Genomic DNA, 20,255 nt, shown 5'->3' on the forward strand with positions numbered 1-20,255 from the left:
ATCACGCTCCATATTTCTTAAAGAGTTCTCCAAACTGCTCTTTTGTCTCATCTATAAGCTTGGCAATCTCATCAACGTTAGGTTCAAACTTCATTCTACCGATTTTCTCTCTTACTGGAAGCTTTGCAATCTCTTCAACCGGTATTCCTCTGTCAATTGCCTGCATGGTGTAGTCGTAGAAGTTGAGTATAACGCGCATCATTGTAACCTGCTTCTTTGGTGGACAGTAGGTATCAACCTCATGAAAGGCATCCTGCTGGAGGTAATCCTCCCTGAGCATCCTTGCAACCAGTAAAATGGCTCTCTCCCTGTCTGGCAGAGCATCTGGACCTACAATTCTGACAATCTCCTGAAGTTCAGCCTCCTTCTGGAGGAGCTTCATTGCAGTGTCTCTCATCTCTTTCCACTCTGGGTCAACATTCTGGTGCCACCAGTCTTTGATCGAGTCAACATAAAGTGAGTAGCTCATAAGCCAGTTGATTGCTGGGAAGTGTCTTCTTCTAGCTAAGTCAGCATCCAGTGCCCAGAAGACTTTGACAACTCTCAATGTGTTCTGGACTACTGGCTCTGAAAAGTCACCGCCAGGTGGTGAGACAGCTCCGATAACCGAAACGCTTCCAACCCTGTAGTCGCTTCCCAGTGTGACAACTCTACCTGCTCTCTCATAAAATTCAGCAATTTTTGAGGCTAAATATGCTGGATAACCCTCCTCACCAGGCATTTCTTCCAATCTACCGGAGATTTCTCTCAAAGCCTCAGCCCATCTTGAAGTTGAGTCTGCCATCAAAGCAACGTCATAACCCATGTCTCTGAAGTACTCTGCGATTGTAATTCCAGTGTAAATTGAAGCCTCTCTAGCTGCGACAGGCATGTTTGAAGTGTTTGCAATTAAAACCGTTCTTTCCATCAATGGCTTTCCACTTCTTGGGTCTTTGAGCTTTGGAAACTCTTCAAGAACATCTGTCATCTCGTTACCTCTCTCACCACAACCGATATAAACTACAACCTGAGCATCACTCCACTTTGCTAGCTGGTGCTGTGTAACGGTCTTACCTGAACCGAAAGGACCAGGAATTGCCGCAGTTCCACCCTTGGCTTGTGGGAAGAATGTGTCAATTGTTCTCTGACCAGTAATGAGCGGAACCTCTGGAGGAAGCTTTTCTTTGTAGGGCCTCTTCTTTCTGACGGGCCACTTCTGGTACATCTTAAGCTCCTTAATCTCTCCACCAGGTGTCTTCACCTTTGCAATAACTTCCTCAATCGTATACTCTCCTTCCTCAGCAATCTCAACAATCTCTCCTTCAATCCCAGGAGGAACCATTATTTTGTGGACGATTAAGCTCGTCTCTGGAACTTCACCGATAATATCTCCACCAACTACTTTATCACCAACCTTAACTCTTGGAGTGAAGTGCCACTTCTTGTCCCTTGGTAAGGCTGGAGCTGTCAAACCTCTTGCAATGAAATCACCACTTTTCTCTCTAAGAACTTCAAGTGGTCTCTGAATACCATCATAAATCGAAGTCAGCAAACCAGGGCCAAGTTCAACACTAAGTGAAGCTCCCGTTCCAATAACGGGTTCTCCAGGTTTAAGGCCTGCAGTTTCCTCATAAACCTGAATGACAGCTTTATCGCCCTCTAAACGAATGATTTCTCCTATCAGGCCAAGTTCACCAACTCTAACTACCTCATACATCCTTGCTCCTCTCATGTCATCAGCAACGACCAGAGGTCCGGTAACTCTAATTATCCTTCCCATTTTCTTCACCTCTTTAGCTCAACACCAATTGCTTTTCTTACAATTTCCCTCAGCTGTTCTTCACCAAAGACTGAACCAAACTTATCGGGAATTTGAAGGATGATTGGAAACGTCACATCGGGAATTCCAATTCTCTGAGCCAAGCGCTCAGTAATCAATACTATACCGACATCTTCCCTCTCTATAAGCTCTTTCAACTTATTCTTCGCTCTTTCATTTTCTAGTGGAGTTTCTTCAAAAGAATAAACTTCATGAACTCCAGCAAGCTTAAAACCCAATGCAGTGTCTCTATCACCCATTAAAACTATCTTCATGGCAGTTCACCCACAATAGCTTTTATGTCCTCTGGCTTGATTCTGTCTTCAATAAGCTTTGCTATTGCCTTGAGCTTTCTTATTTCGCTCTCCTTTGCGAGGATGTAGTTTAGCGGAATTGCAACGCTTAATGGGTAGAATCTTGTCAATTCGTTGATTTTCCTCTTTATGTATCTTTCAAATGCTTTGTTAAATGAGTCCAAGTCGCCACTCTCAAGACCTTCCCTTACCTCCCTGAGAACTTCATTATATTTCGTTGAATCAAGCTCAGCCAATGCCATACTAAGGTCTTCAACGTGCATTAGAGTATCCAGAGTTCTTTGGTTTAAGCTACCTCCCGGAATTAGGAAAGGCCTTATTTTATCAGCACCCAAACCATGAAGCTTTGCTCTCAAAATTGTCATCAAGTTTATCTTGTCAATTTTGAGCTTAACGAATTCCTCAAAGATTTTTCTCTCTTCATCTTTTCTTGACTGTGCATATCTCAGCAACTTTGCATAATGCATTTTGTAAAGCTCTGTTTCAAACTCTTCGATAGTAATTTCTTTTAGGAGAAGTCTCTGATAAATTTCCTCATATTCTGTTCCCTCAAGGATGACAAGGATTTCCTCCATGGTTTTGGCTTCAGCCATTGCTTTAATTCTCTCGACCATGGTTCCAAGCTCTGCTATGTAATCCCTTGCAACCTCACCATAGAGCTTGGCCTTAACAATAACGGCTATATTTCTAATGTCCCACTCTTCAAGGAGGAACCTAAAGAAGGGATTAACTCTTTTAGGCAAAATCTTAAACATTAAATTGTAAGTATCTGCAAGGGCCTCATCAAATGCCCTATCAATTGTTTCAACAGTATATACCGAGAGCCTACCCAAATAGGGCTTATAGTCGCTATCTTCAAGGTTCATTACAAAATTGTTCAGGGTTTTTGATTCTGCGAGCTCACTAAAACGCTGCTCAGTAAATAGTCTTGCCTCCATAGCCCTAATCCTTGCATTTGGATAGGAATATGGAGTGTATTTGTAGATAATTGAGCCTGTTTTGTAGGTTATCCACGTAAAGATAACGGCAAGTGTTGTGTCCAAGATGCCAGTTATTGTGCTGATCTCCACTTTCCATCACCCAAAGAGCAATTTAGCAATTCTTGACCTAAGCTCACTTTCTAAACGCTCAATTCTAGCCTCAAATGTGTTGTCAACTCTGATTGTCCTATCAGCATTCTCAACCAAAACTCCACCTATGGTTTCAATTTTGTCTCCAAGTTCAATGCTTATTTCTATGCCTGCCTTCTCATTCAAAAATGTCTTAATCTCGTCGATTTTCTCAGCTATTAACTGCAAAGTTGCTTCGTTTGAGCTAACTCTAATCTTATCTTCGCCAAGTTCCTTAACAGCCTGAAGCATTAGGTTCTTGACAATCTCAAAGTACTCATCCTTTGGAAGGGCTACCAGTCTCTCTTTGAGGCTCTTAAGAACTTCGTTCATCAACTCCTCTTGAAGAGCCAGCCTTTTCTTTCTAATTTCGAGCTTAGCATTCGCTATAATCCTCTGCTTTTCTATTTCAGCTTGTGTTTGTGCTTTTCTCAAAATCCACTCTGCTTTAGCTCTAGCTCTTTTTTCCGCTTCTGCTTTAATTTCCTCAGCTTGCTTCTCTGCTTCGCTTAAAATATACTTTATCTTCTGCTCTGCCTCTCTGTTTATTTCCTCGATGATCAGCTTTGCTCCTTCCATTGCTCTGCCTCCCTAAAGGAAAGTTAAAGGGCTCAGAAGCCCACTCCTGTAACTATCAATATCAGCGCACCGACGAGACCGAAGATTGCCATTGTCTCAGCCATAGCGGCAAAGATGATGCCCTGTGTGAAAGTCTTGGGGTTCTTTGCAACTGCACCAATACCTGCTGAGGCTATAATACCCTGTGGAATAGCTGAAAGACCTGTGAGACCAACTGTAAGACCAGCTCCTAAGAGAATTGCGCTCTTAATGATGTTTTCCTGAGTTGCCGCGGCAAATTTGAAGCTTCCACCAAGTATTCCTGAGACTAGTGCTATGAGGAACAGTGTAATCAAACCGTAAATGCTCTGTGTCATTGGAAGACCTTCAAGTATCAAAGCATTTTTGAAGTTCTTTTCATCCTCTGCAACTGCACCGGCTGCAGCAGCACCAGCTATACCAACACCGAAGGATGATGCTGCACCAGCTATACCTGCTGCCAATGCCATTCCCAAAGCAACATAAACTATTGGATCCATTTTTCAACACCTCCTATCTCAAATTTCAAGTTCTGAAACTTGCCTTCTTGATTTGAAAGGTTCAAACCTTTTGCCTTCTCCAGAGTAGAATGTTCCGAAAAATTCAACATAGTGCAAACGAAGAGCGTGAACGAAAGCACCTAAAGCGTTTATTGCGGTTGAGAATATCTGGCCACCGATGAAAACGACCAGACCAACAGCAATGCCGAGAGAAACTGGACCTATCTTCAGACCCCATATCATCTGAACAATTATGTTGATGACCATGGCAATTCCTGATGTTGCCAAAGCTAACGCCATTAATCTTGCATAGCTGAGCCAGTTTCCGACAAAGCCGAAGAAGTCAGAGATTATCATTAATATTGCCAAAGCTCCGTTTCTAAGCTCACTGAGAACAAACAACACCAGTCCAATGCCAAATAATGCTTCAGCTGCAATTAATGGAACTATTCCTGCCAAGGAAAGTGCAAATAATGCCGTACCAAGGATTATAAACATCCAAGTGAGTTGATCGAGTACTGCATCTTTTATTTCACCGTTTTTGATTTTGACCATGAAGCCCACTGTGTATCCTATGAACAAGTGCATGAGACCTATTGCTAAAGAAATTTCAAGGACCATTAATGCATCTCTCATTGCATCGAGTTTGCGCCATACATGGAATCCTGCAAGGTCAAGAGCGTTTCCAAAGTAACTACCAAAGAATATTCCCATGAGCATAGTGAAGAAGGAACTCCAAAGCAGGATATTTGCAAATTTCCAGGTTCCATCTTGGAGATGCTTGTGGCCTTTGACTAACAACGCGGCTATTATTCCTATTAACAGACCATACATAAAGTCCGTGAGCATAAAACCGAAGAAGAAGGAATATGTAAAGGCTAAAATCGGTGTTGGATCAATTTCATTGTACTTCGGAACTCCGAACATCTCTGTGAGCATCTCAAAAGGTGCTATAAGCTTTGGATTTTTGAGTTTGATTGGAATGTTATCAAGCTCTTCTTTAGTTGGCTCCTTGATGTTGATATAAACTTTTCCTTCTGTAACTCTCTTTATGCCTTCCACGACCCTTGGAACGTCTTTCCTTGGAAGCCAGCCAAGCAAAGCAAATGTCATGTTGGTTCTGGCAAGATGACTAAGAATGTTTGCTTTGTCTCTTTCATTTTCCATTAGTTCCTGATAGAAAACTATATCGTCATAGTACTTTCTCGCAAGCTCTTTTGCTTCTTTCTCTGCCTCTGCTAACTCTTTCTCTTTTTCAACTAACTGATGTTTGTATTCCCTTATGGCCTCTCCCGGAGTACCTTTTCCTTCTGGAACCTCTATACGCTCAAAAGCATACTTAGCTAACACTGGGTTTGCTCTATCATAATCCTTCTTGAGGATCGCAAACACAACCAAATACCTAGCTTTAAACTCCTTTGAAATGTAAGCAACTTTGCCTTCAAGGGTTTTCGTCAATTCTTCTATCAGCGGAGAATACTTATCTCTATCAACAAAGCCAACAACGATTTCAATCCTCTCGGTAGATCTCAGATATGAGACATCAATGTTCAAAGCGGATAAAAGCTCAAGAACTGCTATATTGTTCTTTATTCTCTCTATCTCAGTGTTAATCGAGCTTATCTTGCCCTCAACTTGCTTGATTTGAGGCTCAACTTCCTCTAAAAACTTTTCAACTTCTTTCACAAGGTCTTCAATGCTCCTGTACTTGTATTTCCTCTTTGATATCATCGGCGGAAAGAAGAATTCCTTAATACCGCCTTTTTTCTCTTCCCTGTATCCTTTGAGAAACTCAACTAGACGAGATATTCCAATGCTGTAAGAAGTTGCTTTACGATAAAACTCATTGGGGACATCTTTTTGAGCGATTCTAACATCAAGTTCCCTTATTTCCACCACACCTTCTTCATGAAGGTACGTCAAAAGCCTATCCTTATACCTATTAATGCTTATAAGTTCAATTTTAACCATCTCTTCGGGCTTAAACATTTCAGCCCCCTCTTATGAGTTTTATACTCTCATCAATGGCTTTTTCGAAATTTTCAGTAGCTTTAACTTTGAGCTCTTCAAGCTCCTTAGTTCCCTTCTCAATAAGCCTATTAGCTTCAATTTCTCCCTCTCTCTTTTTCTTTTCAATGATCTCTCTTGCTTTCTCTTCAGCCTCAGCAATTATTTTGCTCTCCAGATCTCTTGCTTCTTCCTTTGCTTTTTGAACAATGAGCTTTGCCTCCTCCTTTGCTTTTTCAATTCTCTCCTCTGCTTTCTTTTCAGCTTCAACGATTTGCTTAATTACTTCCTCCATGAGCATCATCTCCCGATGATGGGTGAAAATGAGGTTCATTTTTGGCTAGTCTAATTGGTTTAAATAGTTTATGCTCGTAGGATATGACAATATGCCGAAAAAAGAAAGGAAAATTTAAGAATAATACTCTATTCCTCACTCTTTTTCTTTTCAAGAAGAGATTTGATATCTTTAAGAGCACTATTTTTGGCAAATATAATGATTTGTCCCTTTTTTGGAAGCTTAGTGTCACCAGATGGGATAATTAGATTGCCTTTCTCATCGTAAATTGCCACTATAAGGGAATCTTTTGGAAGGCCAAGGTCTTTCACAACTTTTTCAGCAACTTCACTATTTTCATCAATTCGGAATTGGACAATTTCCGCCCCTTCCTTTGGGAATAAAACTCTATCGAATCCTGGAGTGACTATGCTCCTGAAAATGTAGTTCGCTGCTATCTCCTCTGGGCTTATAACAAAGTCAAAGTACCTCTTTAAATCCTCTACTTTCTCAAAGACTTCCTTATTCTTTGGATTGCTGACTCTCAAAATTGTGGTAACTTTTGGATTCAAATGCTTTGCTAAAATACAAGCAAGGAGATTTGCATCATCTCTTCCAGTTAAAGCCGCAAACGCATCAGCTTGCTTTATATTCGCCTCCTCAAGGGTTTTTTGGTTAGTTGCATCACCTTCAATAACGAGACCATTGATTAAAAGAGAGAGCTCTTTGGCTCTCTCTTTGTCCATTTCAATTATTGTAACATCATGACCTTCTGCCTCGAGCATTTTTGCAACTAAATATCCAACTCTGCCTGCCCCCATTATTACAACGAACATCCAAGTCACCTCTTCTCCCCTATGAGGAATTTTGCTATCTCAGCATAGGCAGGCCTTGTAATTGAAATTCCAATTATGACACCGAGGATTGTTGTGAATGCAAATCCTCTCAGCCCTCCAACGAAGAACTTGAAGAGAAAGCTCATTGCAACAACTGTTGTCGTTGCTGATGCCAAGATAACAAAGAATGCCCTTCCCATTCTCTTAAGTATGCTGCTCCTTTTCACAATTTTTTCTCTCTTGCTCCTTCCTAAAAGCTCATCAGTGATGACTATCTGCTGGTCAACTCCCGTTCCTATTGCTGCTATGATTCCCGCAATACTTGGCAAATCCAAGTTCCACTTAATTAATGCAGCAATTCCGAGGATTATGATGACTTCACTTAGACTTGTAAATGTTACAGGTATCGCAATCCTAAGCTTTCTGTAGTGGAACCAAATTACTAGACCAACGACAATTAGAGCTGCTATCCCCGCTATTAGAACTTGCCTCTTAAAGTTCTCTCCGAGCTCTGGCGAAATGTATTGGGAACCTTCAACATAAACTTTGACAGGCAAAGACCCACTGCTCAAAACGACCGCTATAACTTGTGCCTCTTGCTGGGCAATGTATTGATTTGGAGCAGTTCCAGTTATTCTTACATCGGTTTGAGGAATTCCCTGAGCAAGCCCAGAACCAAGTGAATATGGACCATACAATCCTAAAGCTCTTGTTATTAGGCTCTTTAGGTCTTCACCTTGCTGTGGCTCAAAATATCTAACTGTTATCCCTTTTGCTTCAAGCTGGTCTCTTAGGTTTTTATCAACACTAACTAAAACAACAAGTTTCTTATCCTTGGCAAGATTTACTATCTCGTCAATGCTTTGGTTTGTATATGCAATTGTATCAATGTTGAACGCTTTCTTAATCCTCTCAGTTAAGGGCATTGCATCTGGGGCTTCTCCTTTAAAGTCAGTAATCATTAAATTATAGCCCTCTTGAGGAACTACGAAGAGAGAATTCACAGGTGGGTCGAGGAACATGTCAACAGGGTAGCCTGCTTTGTCTTTAGCTAACTGAGCAAACTTCTCTGCCGCTTGTTTTGAGATTCTAAATGGAACAGACCATTCATAATATGTGCCCTTAGGCTCGATTTGTATCGGGAACACCTGAACAATGTCTTCACCAGTTGCAAAAATTACCCCTTCAAATTCCGCATAGAATACACCCTGTCTTTCAATAGTTTCTTTCACGCTTCTTGCTTCTTCTTCTGTAACACCAGCGACTTTAACAATTATGTATTGATCACCCCAAGGCTCGACTTTAATATCTTTAACACCAAGCTGATTCAATCTTTTTTCTAGGGAAACCTTTACTTGCTCCATTGTATTTTGATCAACTGGATGTTCAAGCTTGACAGTAATAGCAGTTCCACCGCTTATGTCAAGACCAAAAGTTAAGCCGTAAGTGAGCAATGATGCAATTGAACCAATGATAAAGATTGTGAGCAATAAGACTCTCCAATTAAAAAGAAGCTTTTTCCAGTTCATTTCCTACCCCCCTTTTTCTTCTTAGAAGCTTTTGATGACATGGATGTTTTTTTAGAGGTTTTACTTTTCTCTCTTTCTTCTTTCTTTGCTATGAACCATCTTAAGACACCAGCATTCAAAATCCATGTGTTCATGAAATCCGCCAGCAAACCAAAGATTAGGACTATCGCAATTTCATCAATAACCTTAGCTGTCGAGAACAACCAAAGCGAAGCCAAAGCTCCCAAGGTTGTTGTGCTCATTGTAAAACCAGTTGACACTGCAGAGAAATATGCCTCCTCAACAGTATCTTCCTTTCTCTTAAGAAGCTTTGTAGTCAGAAGGATGTTACTATCAACCGAGTAACCTATAAGCATTAACAGAGCTGCAATCGTCGCTTGGCTTAACTCGATGCCGAAGATGCTCATTAAGGCCAAAGCTATCACCATGTCCGAGAAAGCTGAGAATATAACTGTAAATGACGGAACTGGGACTCTGAAGAACAGAAAGACAACAACTGCCATTCCAAGGAATGCTAAGGAAATTGCTTTTATTCCTTGTTCCCTTGCCATTGCTCCAAAAGTGGGTCGAACTTCAGATATTGCATACTTTGCATCTGGGAAGCGTTGCTTGAGAGCTTCCCTTATTTTTTCAGGATCAACATCCGCCGGTGCGTAAACATTTATTCCACTGCTCTCTTTTCCAATTCCTGTGAATTTCTCTACTCTAACATCTATATTAAGCTGTTGAGAAAGATATTTAGCAACCTCATCAGGATTTGCATCCACGCCGTAGGCAGTTACAACCACTCCACCCTTGAGGTCAATTCCAAGCTGGGGGAAATGAACTGCCAGAATTAAGAGCGATACAAAGAAAACTATCAAGGGGTAAATTATCATTTTTTTAGTCTCAATTTCTGTGAGCTTTTTAAGTTTGTCTTTGATCATTCTTTCCACCTCTAAGCAATTTTAAAGGTGTTCAATTAAACTCTTTTCCATTATTTCGGCGAAAGTATTTTAAAAGTATGTGGTATTTAAGTTTGCCTTCGAGCACTCAATTTTAAAAGGTAAAAGCTTAAAGGTTATGATAGGTGAGGATCATGGACACCATAGGATATCATTATGTGGTCGAAGCTTCAGGCTGTGATCCTGAGATTCTGAGTGATGCTAACAAAATAAGAGAGATCTTCCTCAAAGCTGCAGAAGCTGGAAATATGGAAGTTAAAGCAAGCTACTTTTTCAAATTCTCTCCAACAGGTGTCAGCGGCATGGTTATTGTTGCAGAATCACACATATCAATCCACACATGGCCCGAGAAAGGCTATGCCGCCATAGACGTTTACACTTGTGGAGAAAAAGCTGACCCAGAAAAGGCAGTTGATTACATCCTTGATGCAATAAAAGCAGAGTACGCCCACGTCTCAGAAGTCAAGAGGGGCATTGAAGAGGAAGACAACACATTTACACACATGATTCTGACATGGGAAGAAAAGCTTGATAGGAAAAACAAAGGATAAGAAGTCACTCTAAGAGCTTTTCAATCTCTTCTTTTAGTCTTTCAATCTTTTCTTTGAGTTCTTCAAACTTAATCTTATACGGCTCAAGCTCATCAACTCTCTTTTTGAGTTCTTCATTTTCCCTGCTTAGCTCTTCAACTTTTTTCTCAAGCTCCTCCTTTTCTCCCCTGAGTTCATCAGCTAGGTGTTTTAACTCCTCTACCTTCTTTTCGAGTTCCTCTTTTGCTAATGTTAGCTCCTTGACAACTTTTTCTAACTTTTCTACTTCCTCTTCCTTGGCTTTAAGCTTCTCTTCAAGTTCCTTGATTTTAGTCTCGTCAACTTTCTTCGCTTGCAACTCCATAAGCTTAATTTTTGTCTCACTCAGCTCCTTTTCCAGCTCTTTCTTTTCCTTTTTAACTTTCTCAAGCTCTGCCTTTGTCTCCTCAAGCTCTTTCTTTAATTTTTCAATTTCTTCTCTTGCCTTCTCTAAGCTCTCAAGCTCCACTGTCTGCTTCATCTTCTCAAGCTCTTCCTTAACCCTCTCGTACTCAAGCTTAAGCTTCTCGTATTCTTTCATCAGCTTTTCATACTCTTCCTTAGCTATTACTTCTTTAAGCCCACCTCTCTCAATCATTTCAATTGTCTTAATGAGCTCGTCGAGCTTTCCTTGCTTGATTAATTCATATGTCTCTCTAACTAACTGTCCAGCTTTGCTTTCACCCTTGAGGTGCTTCCTAATTGTTTGTTCAGTCCTTCCTAATTCTCTTGCAATCTCGCTAACCGTCATTCCAGCCTTTTCTCTTGCAATAGCACCTGCGGCAACTGCTAAGCTGTCAACCCATGTCAATCTTTCGGCTGGGTCTTTAATGAGTTCAATTACCTCTGGCCTGAAAAGCGTTGCAAATAGGAGAACGCTCTCAAGCTGATGAATCTCTTGTCTTCCAAGGGGGTTGAGTGGAACCTCAATTGTCATTTCCATCACCTCCTCACAACTCTAAAACTCTACCTCTCTTCAGCACTTTGTCGTGATAAACAATTATCCCCTTGTCAGTAATGTCAAATGGGTGTCTCCTCATTGAGTGTGATGTCCCTCTCATCTTCCAGACGATTAAGGAACGCTTGAGCTCACCATCAATCTCATCAAGGTCGAGCCTTATGATGCCATCAACACCATGTTCAACTCCCGGTCCACCGAATCCCCTCTCCCCAACACTGATCTGGCTCACAAAGATTGATGTACATCCTGTTCCGGCTAAAACTCTCTTGAGCTGTAAGATTATACTTCTCGCCATGGCGGGCTTGTTTATGTAGAGTGTTGTAACTGAGTCAACAACAACTCTCTTCGCTCCAATATCTTTAATTGCCTGCCTTAAAACGTCAATGAACTCCCTCAAATCTGTTAAGTCGTGGACGATGTACTTTTCATATTCTTTTGACTTCCCAATTCCAGCTGTGAAGGCATCAACCATTGCAAACATACCTTCCTCCTCATATTTTTTAACATCCCAACCAAATTGGGCCATGTTCTGCCTCACTTGGACTGGATGCTCCTCTAAAGCAACATATATGCCCGGTTCACCCATTTGGAGGCCGTTCCATAAGAACTGCTGACTGAAAATTGTCTTACCAGTTCCCGGCCCACCGCTTAGTAAAACGACATTCCTCTCTGGTATACCCCCGTGAAGTATCTCATCCATCCCCGGAATTCCCGTCTTAACCCGCTTAACCATCCCCACCACCTCCATCATCAAAATTAGATTATTTTAACATAATTAGAAAAAGCCCTGATTTTAATTACCGAAAGATACTATAAATGTAGAGGTATATAAAAGTTACGCTTTTCTGTGCCGCCGTATAAACTCGCCAACATCTGTAATGTTCTTGATGAACGCTCTCTCACTGTTGGACTGAATTCTGCCAATTCCCAAAATCACTCCATTCTCATCGAAGAGAACAAGCTTTTTTGTACCTTCCCAGTTGTATTCTTTAATGCCTCTTTTTGGAACATCTTTGCCCGTTGTGAAAAGGAAAGCAGCCTTTGGCTTCAAGATGGTATAGTTCTTTTTAATATTAACGAAGTAGAAGAACTCAATGTTCGGATAGAATTTTTCCACTAAATTTTCATCAACTTTTATCGTTCCAACAAAAGTCCCAAAGGAATAGGGCTTGAGCTTTAGATTTTCAATCTCTCTCCAAACTTCCTCGTTCACAGCATAAACATCTCTGAATTTGCCCTCAACAACTGCAAAAAAGCTGTGCTTAAGTTCGCCATACTTTTCTGCTTCTCTCAAAATTAAGTCAAACTCCCATGAAGAAACTCTTCGATATCTAATCTTCTGCCCCATTTTCACTCAAAATTAACTAACACAATGTCCCTTAAAAGGTTAGCTCGAGGTTGTGGTATTTGGAGGAGGCACCTGTTCCGGATAAGCCACAATTATCGTGGCATTCTTGGGCATGTTCTCCTCCATCTTCACATGAACATAGTAGTCACTCACCAGCCACTGGGCAGAAAAGGCGCTGAGAAAAGCTGAAGCACTTAGGAGAGTAATCGCTATGACGGAGGGAGCAGGATGCACAGAGACTCCCTTTCCTTTCAGAAAGATTATTAGCCCCACCAGAGAAGACGATGCCCATGTCCCGAGAACAGCGAACAGTACGGGAGTCTCCACAGGGGTTCTCATGAAATAAAGAAGTGCCCAGAGCGATCCAAGTAAGCCAAATACAAAGTAAACTCCTCCAAACTTTTTTGCTCTTTTGAAATTCGTAGCAATCCCCAAGTAGTAAAGCGAAATTGTCCCCAAAGCAAAGTAACCGAGTATAAGAAATGGTACAGCCCATGCAACATGACGATAGGCAGAACTTGGAACGATGCTGAAAAACATAACTGGCACAAAACCGTAGAACGCAAGGTTAACCACAGCCTGAACCATAAAACATGCCAACAGGATACCGGACTTCCATCTCATAATTAAAATTATGACGTAGTGTTATATTTACTTTTCGGCTTCGTCTAAAATCCTACTCAGCCCATCCAAATCAGTCTTATCAAACTCCTCCCTGAATTTCAAACCAAGCTCGGCTATCTCTTCTCTTGTGATGATTTCTTTTCCTTCCCCTATTCCTGGACAGCTTTCATCATAATACAGCCAGAGCTTTTCTCCTTTGTATTCAAAAGACTCTTCCCCTTCAACGCCCAGAGGTTTGTGAGAGACCATAAATGGGTAAATCTGACAGACTAATGGATTGTAGTCATGGATTTTGCATTTGCCCGTCTCTGGGTCATGAAAGACGCAACCCAAATCCCACTCCCTGTAAGCCAAGACAAACCTGATTTTCCCGTTTTCAGCTGTGAAGAGAACGAAATCTTGAGGATCATGGTCATGCTCGGCTATCCTTTTGATGTCGTAAAGTGTGAGGTAGATAAACCTCCCACGGCAGCAATCTATACAGAATTTGCACTCAAATTTAACATCACTTTTGAGAGGTTTGGGTTTGAATCTCATTGACTCACCTCAGGTATTCAAATGTGCATCAAACTCTTTGCTCTTTCCAAAGTCAGCATAGCTTTTATCCAGGCGCTTGCTCACATAAGGACCGTCTTTTCTATAACCGAACTTTCTGTAATATTCTCTAACACCAACGCCGCTGATGACAAGCATCTTCTTGACATCAAACTCCTCTCTCGCTATTCTCTCCGCCTCTGCCAAAAGCTCCCTTCCATATCCTCTGTGTTGCCACTCGTATTTAGGTTTGCCTCCAATTGGCACCAGCGGACCGTAAACGTGAAGCTCTCTAACAATTGCTGATGGTACTCTGTTGATTTCTTTACGGTGAGCTTTTTCGCTTGGAATCCTCAACCTAAGGAAGCCTATGAGAATGTCATTCTTAACATCCTCAAAGCTGAGGAAAATTTCTCTGCCCTCGCTTGCCTCATAGTCCTCTCTCAAAAGCTTTATATGCTCAACTTCTGGCTGAATTCCAAACTTCTGCATCACATGACCGACTTCTCTGAATCTAATCTCTCTTGGCCTTATGCCTCTCTTGATGAGCTCGTTGAAGACGAGCTGTCCTAAGTTGGAGTGCTTAACCCCAGCAGCAATTAGAGGAACGGGGATGTCTCTTTGGATTCTCATAACGCGAACCCACTTTGGAATTATCTTGTAAACCTCAACAAGGAGCTCAACTGCTTCTTCAGTAGTGTATGGCCTATACTTGCCTTCTTTGTACCACTTGTACAGGATTGTATCCTCCGTTACAAGCGTCGGATAAATCTTCAGCATATCTGGTTTAAAGCGAGAATCTTCAAAGATTATCTGGAAGGCCTTTAAATCTCTCTCAAAGTTGCTTCCCGGCAACCCGGGCATCATATGGTAGTTTATTTTAAGTCCAGCATCCTTCAAAAGCTGAGTCGCTCTAACAACGTCTTCAACAGTATGCCCTCTCTTAACTCTCTCATATATGAAGTTGAAAACAGTTTGAACACCAAGCTCTACTCTTGTAGTACCAAAGGCGAGCATTCTATCAATGTGTCTCTCAAAAGACCAATCTGGACGAGTTTCAATAGTCAAGCCGACCATTCTGACCTTTGCCTTCTCATTCTTTCTCTGCTCGTCTTCGAGGTAATAGTACTTTTTCTTATGAGTTCTCTCCCAAGCGGCTTTAAACTTCGGGTCTTCATCAAATACCGAGTAGTCTTTTTTAACTAAAACCCTAATCAGCTTTTCCTCAAGGTTCTCTATGTCCTTAAAGTAAGGAAAGTCATTCATTGCCTTAAATGCATTTTTTATGAACCATTCTTGATAATCCAAGTCCATTGCTGGAAATGTTCCGCCTTGAATAATCACTTCAACCTTATCAATGTCATGTCCTATGTCATAGAGTTGCTTTAAACGGCGGAGCATGATTATGTAAGGGTGATAAGCACTTTGAATTGCTCTCAAAGCTGACGGTTCTTTTCCAGTGTAGCTCTGCGGCGAACCTTCAGTAGGGCCTCCAGGACAATAAATGCATCTGCCATGAGGACATGGAAAAGGCTTTGTCATCATTGCAACAACTGCAACACCGCTTATTGTTCTCGTGGGCTTCTTCTTAAGGAAATCTTTGAACTTCTCCCTATCCTCCTTGGTCATAACTCTCAAGATGTCAGCGTTACCGGGAAGCTTGCTCAAATGATATTTTCTCGCAACTCTAACCTTAACCTTGTTTAATTCCTCTCTGCTTTTAATCTCACCCGAAATTATCATCTGAGCGATTTCCTCGCAGGCTTTTCTGTAAGCATCCATTATCCTCACACCTCTAAAGTCTCACCCTTTGGTTTAAGGAAAGCGAGTTAGCTTAAAAAGGTTGTCAGTTTATATCCACTTAGTAAATAATTTGGCTGGTGAATGAAAATGGCGAGCAGAGACGAGATTGTAAGCTTTCTCGATGAGTATTTGAACATAAAAGCCTTCCCGGACAAATCAAAAAACGGTCTCCAGGTTGAAGGGAAGAGCGAAGTTAACACAATAGCCTTTGCCGTCGATGCATGCTTAGATACTTTTGTAAAAGCAAAAGCATTCAAGGCTGACATGATAATAGTCCATCACGGCATAGTCTGGGGAGGAGTTGATTATATAACGGGACTCATTCAGAAGAGGCTCAAGTTCCTCCTCGAGAATGATATAAACCTCTACGTTGCCCATGTTCCCTTAGATGCCCACCCAGAAGTTGGAAACAACGCCCAACTTTTAAAGCTCCTCGATTTAGAGCCTAAAGAGCCTTTCGGAGACTATGGAGGTGTTACAATCGGATTTATCGGCGAATTTGAAGAGCCAAAGCCTCTGCCGCTGATAGCTCAAATTTTGGTGGAAAAACTAAAAATTGACTATGTGAAGAGCTATGAGTTCGGAAGGCAGGAAATCAAAAGGGTAGGAGTCATAAGCGGAGCTGGAGGATTTGCAATTGAAGAAGCTGTGAAAAAGAATGTTGATTTGTTCATAACGGGCGAGTTCACTCATGGAAACTACAGAACAGCTGAAGACCTAAGGCTGAGTGTTCTCGCAGCTGGACATTATGCAACAGAAACTTTAGGTGTTAAGGCACTAATGCCCCTCCTAAGAGAAAAGTTTGAAGTTAAGACAGTCTTCATTGATAATCCTACTGGTCTTTGACTTTTAAACTTTCTTTTAATGTTGAGAGAAAGCCATCAGGCTTAACAAGAATTAGTTCAACCCCTAATTCATCTTTAACATATTCTTCAACCCAGCTTCTACTTAAAGGGTCATTGTTAAAAGGATAAACTATCACAAGCCTATTAAATCCAGCTCTTTTAGCTTTCACAGCATTGTATAGGATGCGCTGCTTTATCCACTTATAGGAGTTTTCGAATTCGACTGCTAGGACTTTTCCATCCTCCTTGAGAATTACCAAGTCAATCCTGCTTCCATCTTTACTTCGAAACTCTCTAACTGCTCTGAACCCATGGAGAGCACAGAGTTCCTCAGCTTCTTTTAGAAGAGATTTAACTTTAATTTCTAAAACCTCCAAAATAAAGATAAATCAAGAGGAGAGCCTCTTCTTAAGCCCCTCCAAAGCTTCTCTTGCCTTTCTTACATCCTTTATCTTTCCTTGGGCTAAGTCCTTCTTTCCTCCACCGCCACCACCAGCGATTGAAGTTATAACCCTTATAAGCTCGCCAGCTTTGAAGTCAAGAACATCGCCAACTGCAACGACCACAGCGTTCGTGTCTTCGCTTATAATTGCAATCACTCTATTGGGTTTCTTTAACTTAAGTGCTGCTTCTCTTAAGTGGTCTAAGTCCCCCTCAACAATATCTCCGATGAACTCAATTTCGCCAATCTTCTCAACTTTGCTCTCAAGCTCGTAAACGAGAAGCTTAGCCAATTCTTTCTTGAGCTTTTCAACCTCTTTCCTAGCCTGCTTCCATTCCTCAAAGAACTTCTCAGCTGTTTCCGGCAGCTTTTCAGGCGGAACTCTGAAGACTTCACTCGTCTTCTTTATTATGTCCCTCTCCTTCTGCCACTCTTTTATCGCAGCTTCACCGCATGCGAAGATAATTCTTTCAACCCCATCTTGAATCCTCTCAGTTCTAAGTATCTTTATTGGACCGACTAAGCCAGTACTTGGCAAGTGAGTTCCACCACATGCCTGAACATCCCAATCTTCAATCTTAAGAACCCTAATGACTCTTCCCGGCACAACTCCACCTTGATAAAGCCTAAAGCCGTACTTCTGTTCTGCCTCTGTTCTCGGTAACCATTCCCAAGTGACTTTTCTGTCCTCCATGACAACCTTATTAGCAAGCCTCTCTATTTCCTTCAGCTCCTCTTCACTAATGCGCTTGTAGTGAGAAATATCCAACCTCGCCCAATCTGTGCTCAGCTGTGAACCGGCTTGCCAGACGTGCCTGCCAAGAACCCTCACCAAAGCTCCCATCAGAACGTGGGTTCCAGTATGGTGTCTCATATGCTGGATTCTTCTCTCCCAGTCGATTTTTCCGTGAACTGTCATTCCTTCTTTAAACTTCTCTGGCTCCTTAACTCTGTGGAGTATCACCTTTCCAACTTTCTGAACCTCAAAGACTTCGACACCGTTAAGCTCACCAGTGTCATACGGCTGGCCTCCACCCTCTGGATAGAATGCCGTTTTATCAAGAACGACCCACTCATCAATGACCTTGAGAACTTTAGCATCAAACTCCTTCATGAACGGGTCTTCATAGTAAAGCGTTCTCGTATCTGGCAAATCCCTCACAAGCTCAAAATCAACGATTTGCTCCTCTTTTTCCTCTTTTGCCGTCTTTTCTGCTTCCTTTGCTACTAAGCTATAGAAGTTGTCGGGTATGTGAACCTTTATACCCTCTTTCTCTGCTATCTCCTTAACAATCTCTGGCGTTAAGCCGTGGCTCTCGTAGAACAGTATGAGCTTCTCCAGTGGAATTTCGTCTTTGCCTTCTTTCCTAAGCTTCTTAATTTCTCTTCTGACCAAATCGGAGCCTCTCTTAAGGGTTTCTTGATATCTCTTCTCTTCCACGTTAATCATGTCCAAAATGACATCTTTCATCTCCTTGAACTCTGGGAATGTTTTGTGAAGGGCTTTTATGTGCATGGCAACGATTTCGCTGAGCGGAATCTCCAAGCCAAGCTCTCTTAAATGCCTGATGCTCTTTCTTATCAACAAACGAGCAAGGTAACCAGCTTTAACGTTTGAAGGAACAACTCCATCAGCCAGCATGAAAGTTAAGGCCTTTGTGTGGTCAGCTATTGCATAGATAAGCTCGTAGGGTCTTATAAGCCTTTCAAGTTCCTCAACGCTTATCCCAACTCTGCTCGCAACTTCTCTTCTCAAAACTTTGAGGTCACCCATGTCCTCGATGTCAAACATTCCAGCCAGCCTTGAATTTTCCATTAAAATCCTGTCGTCAATTTTCTCAATGCCAGCCATTCTCTTGAGGGGTTCAATGACATAACCTAAGACAGCATCGTAAGCCGTTGGAGTACCTTGACTCATCCAAACCAATCTTTCAAGACCGTAACCTGTATCAACGACCTTAGTATCCATTGGAACATATCTATCGCCTTTGATGATTACAACTTGGTCATCCGGAGTTCCAGGAGGTGCTAGCTTATACTGCATAAACACAAGAGTAGCAACCTCTAAACCTCTATAAAGGACTTCAAAAGCTGGTCCAGCGTTTCCTCCACCTGCCCATGGGTTCTCTTTGAAAGTTATGTCTTCAGGCTTCATCTTCAGATCCTTGGTGAAGAACTTGAAAGCAAGTTCGACAGTCTCATCCATCCAGTATACCGGCTTGCCTGGATAGTTGAAGGCATGATGTGCCATCATCTCAAATATCGTAAAGTGTCTCCCGGTTATTCCAACGTTATCAATGTCTGTGAACCTTATTGAAGGCTGGGAAATTGTGAGCGGATTTGCTGGAGGATCAGCTTCTCCGCTGATGACCCAAGGTTGGAAGTCCATAATGCTTGCCCCAACAAGGAGAACATCATCTCTCCATCTAGGCAGAACTGGATATCTCTTAACCCTTCCGTGCCCATGTCTCTCGAAAAAGCTCAAGAATGCCTCTCTCATTTCATCAAGCGTGTATTTCTTTGGAATGCCCGGCTTTCCTATGAACTGATACTCATCACACGGAGGATCTCCACAGGTCTCTCTGTCTGGATCGAGCGTCCAGAAAGGTTTTCCACAGACTTTACAGGTCTTCCTTATCCATCCTTCCTCTTTAAACATCCTCGTTGTCATATCCATTGACATTTTAATCACCCTTCCAAAATTAACAATAAAAAGTACTCACCTTAAAAACAACAGAAAAGTGGAGTTATATTAAGTTTACTCATTTCTGTTCTCAATTATTATGATAATTAGGAACTTCATATTTTTGAACATCTCTGTGAGTTGTTTGGTTTTCAATGATGAGCTTATAAATCTTTATCCTAACTCTTAGCTGGGTATTAAGTTCTATTATTCCAATTTCCTCAACAAATTCTTTGCATAATCCCTTCTTTTAAGGCATGAATAAAATCGGTCAGACCCGCGAAACTTCATCACTAATTCAGGGGGCTCCAGACTCATCATTCCTTGTATCCTCCATTTGTGTGATTGTCCTTATATATTAACTTTGTTCCTCGTTTCATTTTTCACATAATTAAAAATTAAAATAAAACTTGCCATATACAAAGCAATGTAAAAATTACTTGAGTTAAACTTCAACAATTAGCCAAAATCCTTAAATATTTTGCCGATACTAATATAGTTCCGTAAAGTACATTAGTGCAGTAATACTCTACTTTAT

Annotated in this window: 20 protein-coding genes; 2 read left to right on the plus strand and 18 right to left on the minus strand. The window is 41.5% G+C overall.

Annotated features, from left to right (window positions below; all coding sequences use genetic code 11):
• Window position 1: 1 nt before the first annotated feature.
• The 10 genes from TES1_RS08890 to TES1_RS08935 form a co-directional block, all read right to left on the minus strand.
• Window positions 2–1,759 carry an ATP synthase subunit A gene (locus TES1_RS08890; RefSeq protein WP_042682038.1) on the minus strand — a complete coding sequence of 586 codons (1,758 nt, stop codon included), beginning with the start codon at window positions 1,757–1,759 and terminating at the stop codon, window positions 2–4.
• Between the two features lie 5 nt (window positions 1,760–1,764).
• Window positions 1,765–2,073 (minus strand): V-type ATP synthase subunit F, encoded by a 309-nt coding sequence (locus tag TES1_RS08895; protein WP_042682040.1) that lies wholly within the window; start codon window positions 2,071–2,073, stop codon window positions 1,765–1,767.
• On the minus strand, window positions 2,070–3,182 hold the full coding sequence (locus TES1_RS08900; protein WP_042682042.1) for a V-type ATP synthase subunit C: 1,113 nt from the start codon (window positions 3,180–3,182) through the stop codon (window positions 2,070–2,072). Before TES1_RS08900 ends, TES1_RS08895 begins: the two co-directional genes overlap by 4 nt.
• A 6-nt stretch (window positions 3,183–3,188) precedes the next feature.
• Window positions 3,189–3,800, minus strand: coding sequence for a V-type ATP synthase subunit E (locus TES1_RS08905; protein WP_042682044.1), 612 nt, complete (start codon window positions 3,798–3,800; stop codon window positions 3,189–3,191).
• Between the two features lie 32 nt (window positions 3,801–3,832).
• Entirely contained in the window at window positions 3,833–4,318 is a 486-nt protein-coding gene (locus tag TES1_RS08910) for an ATP synthase subunit K (RefSeq protein ID WP_042682046.1), read from the minus strand.
• 18 nt (window positions 4,319–4,336) lie between these two features.
• Entirely contained in the window at window positions 4,337–6,307 is a 1,971-nt protein-coding gene (locus TES1_RS08915) for a V-type ATP synthase subunit I (RefSeq protein WP_042682048.1), read from the minus strand.
• A gap of 1 nt (window position 6,308) precedes the next feature.
• Window positions 6,309–6,620 (minus strand): V-type ATP synthase subunit H, encoded by a 312-nt coding sequence (locus TES1_RS08920; RefSeq protein WP_042682050.1) that lies wholly within the window; start codon window positions 6,618–6,620, stop codon window positions 6,309–6,311.
• Between the two features lie 128 nt (window positions 6,621–6,748).
• A complete protein-coding gene (locus tag TES1_RS08925) occupies window positions 6,749–7,435 on the minus strand; it encodes a potassium channel family protein (protein WP_042682051.1) in 687 nt (228 codons plus the stop codon).
• 5 nt (window positions 7,436–7,440) lie between these two features.
• Window positions 7,441–8,964: a preprotein translocase subunit SecD gene (locus TES1_RS08930; RefSeq protein ID WP_042682053.1), complete on the minus strand. Its 1,524-nt coding sequence runs from the start codon at window positions 8,962–8,964 to the stop codon at window positions 7,441–7,443.
• Window positions 8,961–9,890 (minus strand): protein translocase subunit SecF, encoded by a 930-nt coding sequence (locus tag TES1_RS08935; protein ID WP_042682055.1) that lies wholly within the window; start codon window positions 9,888–9,890, stop codon window positions 8,961–8,963. Before TES1_RS08935 ends, TES1_RS08930 begins: the two co-directional genes overlap by 4 nt.
• A gap of 152 nt (window positions 9,891–10,042) precedes the next feature.
• Between TES1_RS08935 and speD the strand changes: the two genes are divergently transcribed.
• Window positions 10,043–10,459, plus strand: a complete 417-nt coding sequence (speD, locus tag TES1_RS08940) for an adenosylmethionine decarboxylase (RefSeq protein WP_042682056.1) — start codon at window positions 10,043–10,045, stop codon at window positions 10,457–10,459.
• Window positions 10,460–10,463: 4 nt separating this feature from the next.
• Here the strand turns inward: speD and TES1_RS08945 are convergent, their stop codons facing one another.
• The 6 genes from TES1_RS08945 to TES1_RS08970 all read right to left on the minus strand — a co-directional run bounded on the left by TES1_RS08945 (window position 10,464) and on the right by TES1_RS08970 (window position 15,726).
• A complete protein-coding gene (locus TES1_RS08945) occupies window positions 10,464–11,414 on the minus strand; it encodes a transcriptional regulator (RefSeq protein ID WP_042682058.1) in 951 nt (316 codons plus the stop codon).
• A gap of 13 nt (window positions 11,415–11,427) precedes the next feature.
• A complete protein-coding gene (locus TES1_RS08950) occupies window positions 11,428–12,171 on the minus strand; it encodes a KaiC domain-containing protein (protein ID WP_042682060.1) in 744 nt (247 codons plus the stop codon).
• A gap of 102 nt (window positions 12,172–12,273) precedes the next feature.
• Window positions 12,274–12,786, minus strand: coding sequence for a PUA domain-containing protein (locus tag TES1_RS08955; RefSeq protein WP_042682062.1), 513 nt, complete (start codon window positions 12,784–12,786; stop codon window positions 12,274–12,276).
• A 39-nt stretch (window positions 12,787–12,825) separates the two neighbouring features.
• The gene (locus tag TES1_RS08960; protein ID WP_144080607.1) at window positions 12,826–13,410 is read right to left on the minus strand and encodes a hypothetical protein; all 585 of its coding nucleotides are present in this window, start codon (window positions 13,408–13,410) and stop codon (window positions 12,826–12,828) included.
• Between the two features lie 27 nt (window positions 13,411–13,437).
• Entirely contained in the window at window positions 13,438–13,947 is a 510-nt protein-coding gene (locus tag TES1_RS08965) for a YkgJ family cysteine cluster protein (RefSeq protein WP_042682066.1), read from the minus strand.
• A gap of 9 nt (window positions 13,948–13,956) precedes the next feature.
• Window positions 13,957–15,726, minus strand: a complete 1,770-nt coding sequence (locus TES1_RS08970) for a tRNA uridine(34) 5-carboxymethylaminomethyl modification radical SAM/GNAT enzyme Elp3 (RefSeq protein ID WP_042682068.1) — start codon at window positions 15,724–15,726, stop codon at window positions 13,957–13,959.
• Window positions 15,727–15,834: 108 nt separating this feature from the next.
• Between TES1_RS08970 and TES1_RS08975 the strand changes: the two genes are divergently transcribed.
• Entirely contained in the window at window positions 15,835–16,593 is a 759-nt protein-coding gene (locus TES1_RS08975) for a Nif3-like dinuclear metal center hexameric protein (RefSeq protein WP_042682070.1), read from the plus strand.
• Here the strand turns inward: TES1_RS08975 and TES1_RS08980 are convergent.
• On the minus strand, window positions 16,580–16,969 hold the full coding sequence (locus TES1_RS08980) for a hypothetical protein (protein WP_042682071.1): 390 nt from the start codon (window positions 16,967–16,969) through the stop codon (window positions 16,580–16,582). The genes TES1_RS08975 and TES1_RS08980 overlap by 14 nt on opposite strands.
• A gap of 12 nt (window positions 16,970–16,981) precedes the next feature.
• Window positions 16,982–19,717 carry an alanine--tRNA ligase gene (alaS, locus tag TES1_RS08985; RefSeq protein WP_042682073.1) on the minus strand — a complete coding sequence of 912 codons (2,736 nt, stop codon included), beginning with the start codon at window positions 19,715–19,717 and terminating at the stop codon, window positions 16,982–16,984.
• Window positions 19,718–20,255: the final 538 nt, after the last annotated feature.

Origin of the sequence: Thermococcus paralvinellae (assembly GCF_000517445.1) — an archaeon.
In the GTDB taxonomy this organism is placed as follows: Archaea; Methanobacteriota_B; Thermococci; order Thermococcales; family Thermococcaceae; genus Thermococcus_B; species Thermococcus_B paralvinellae.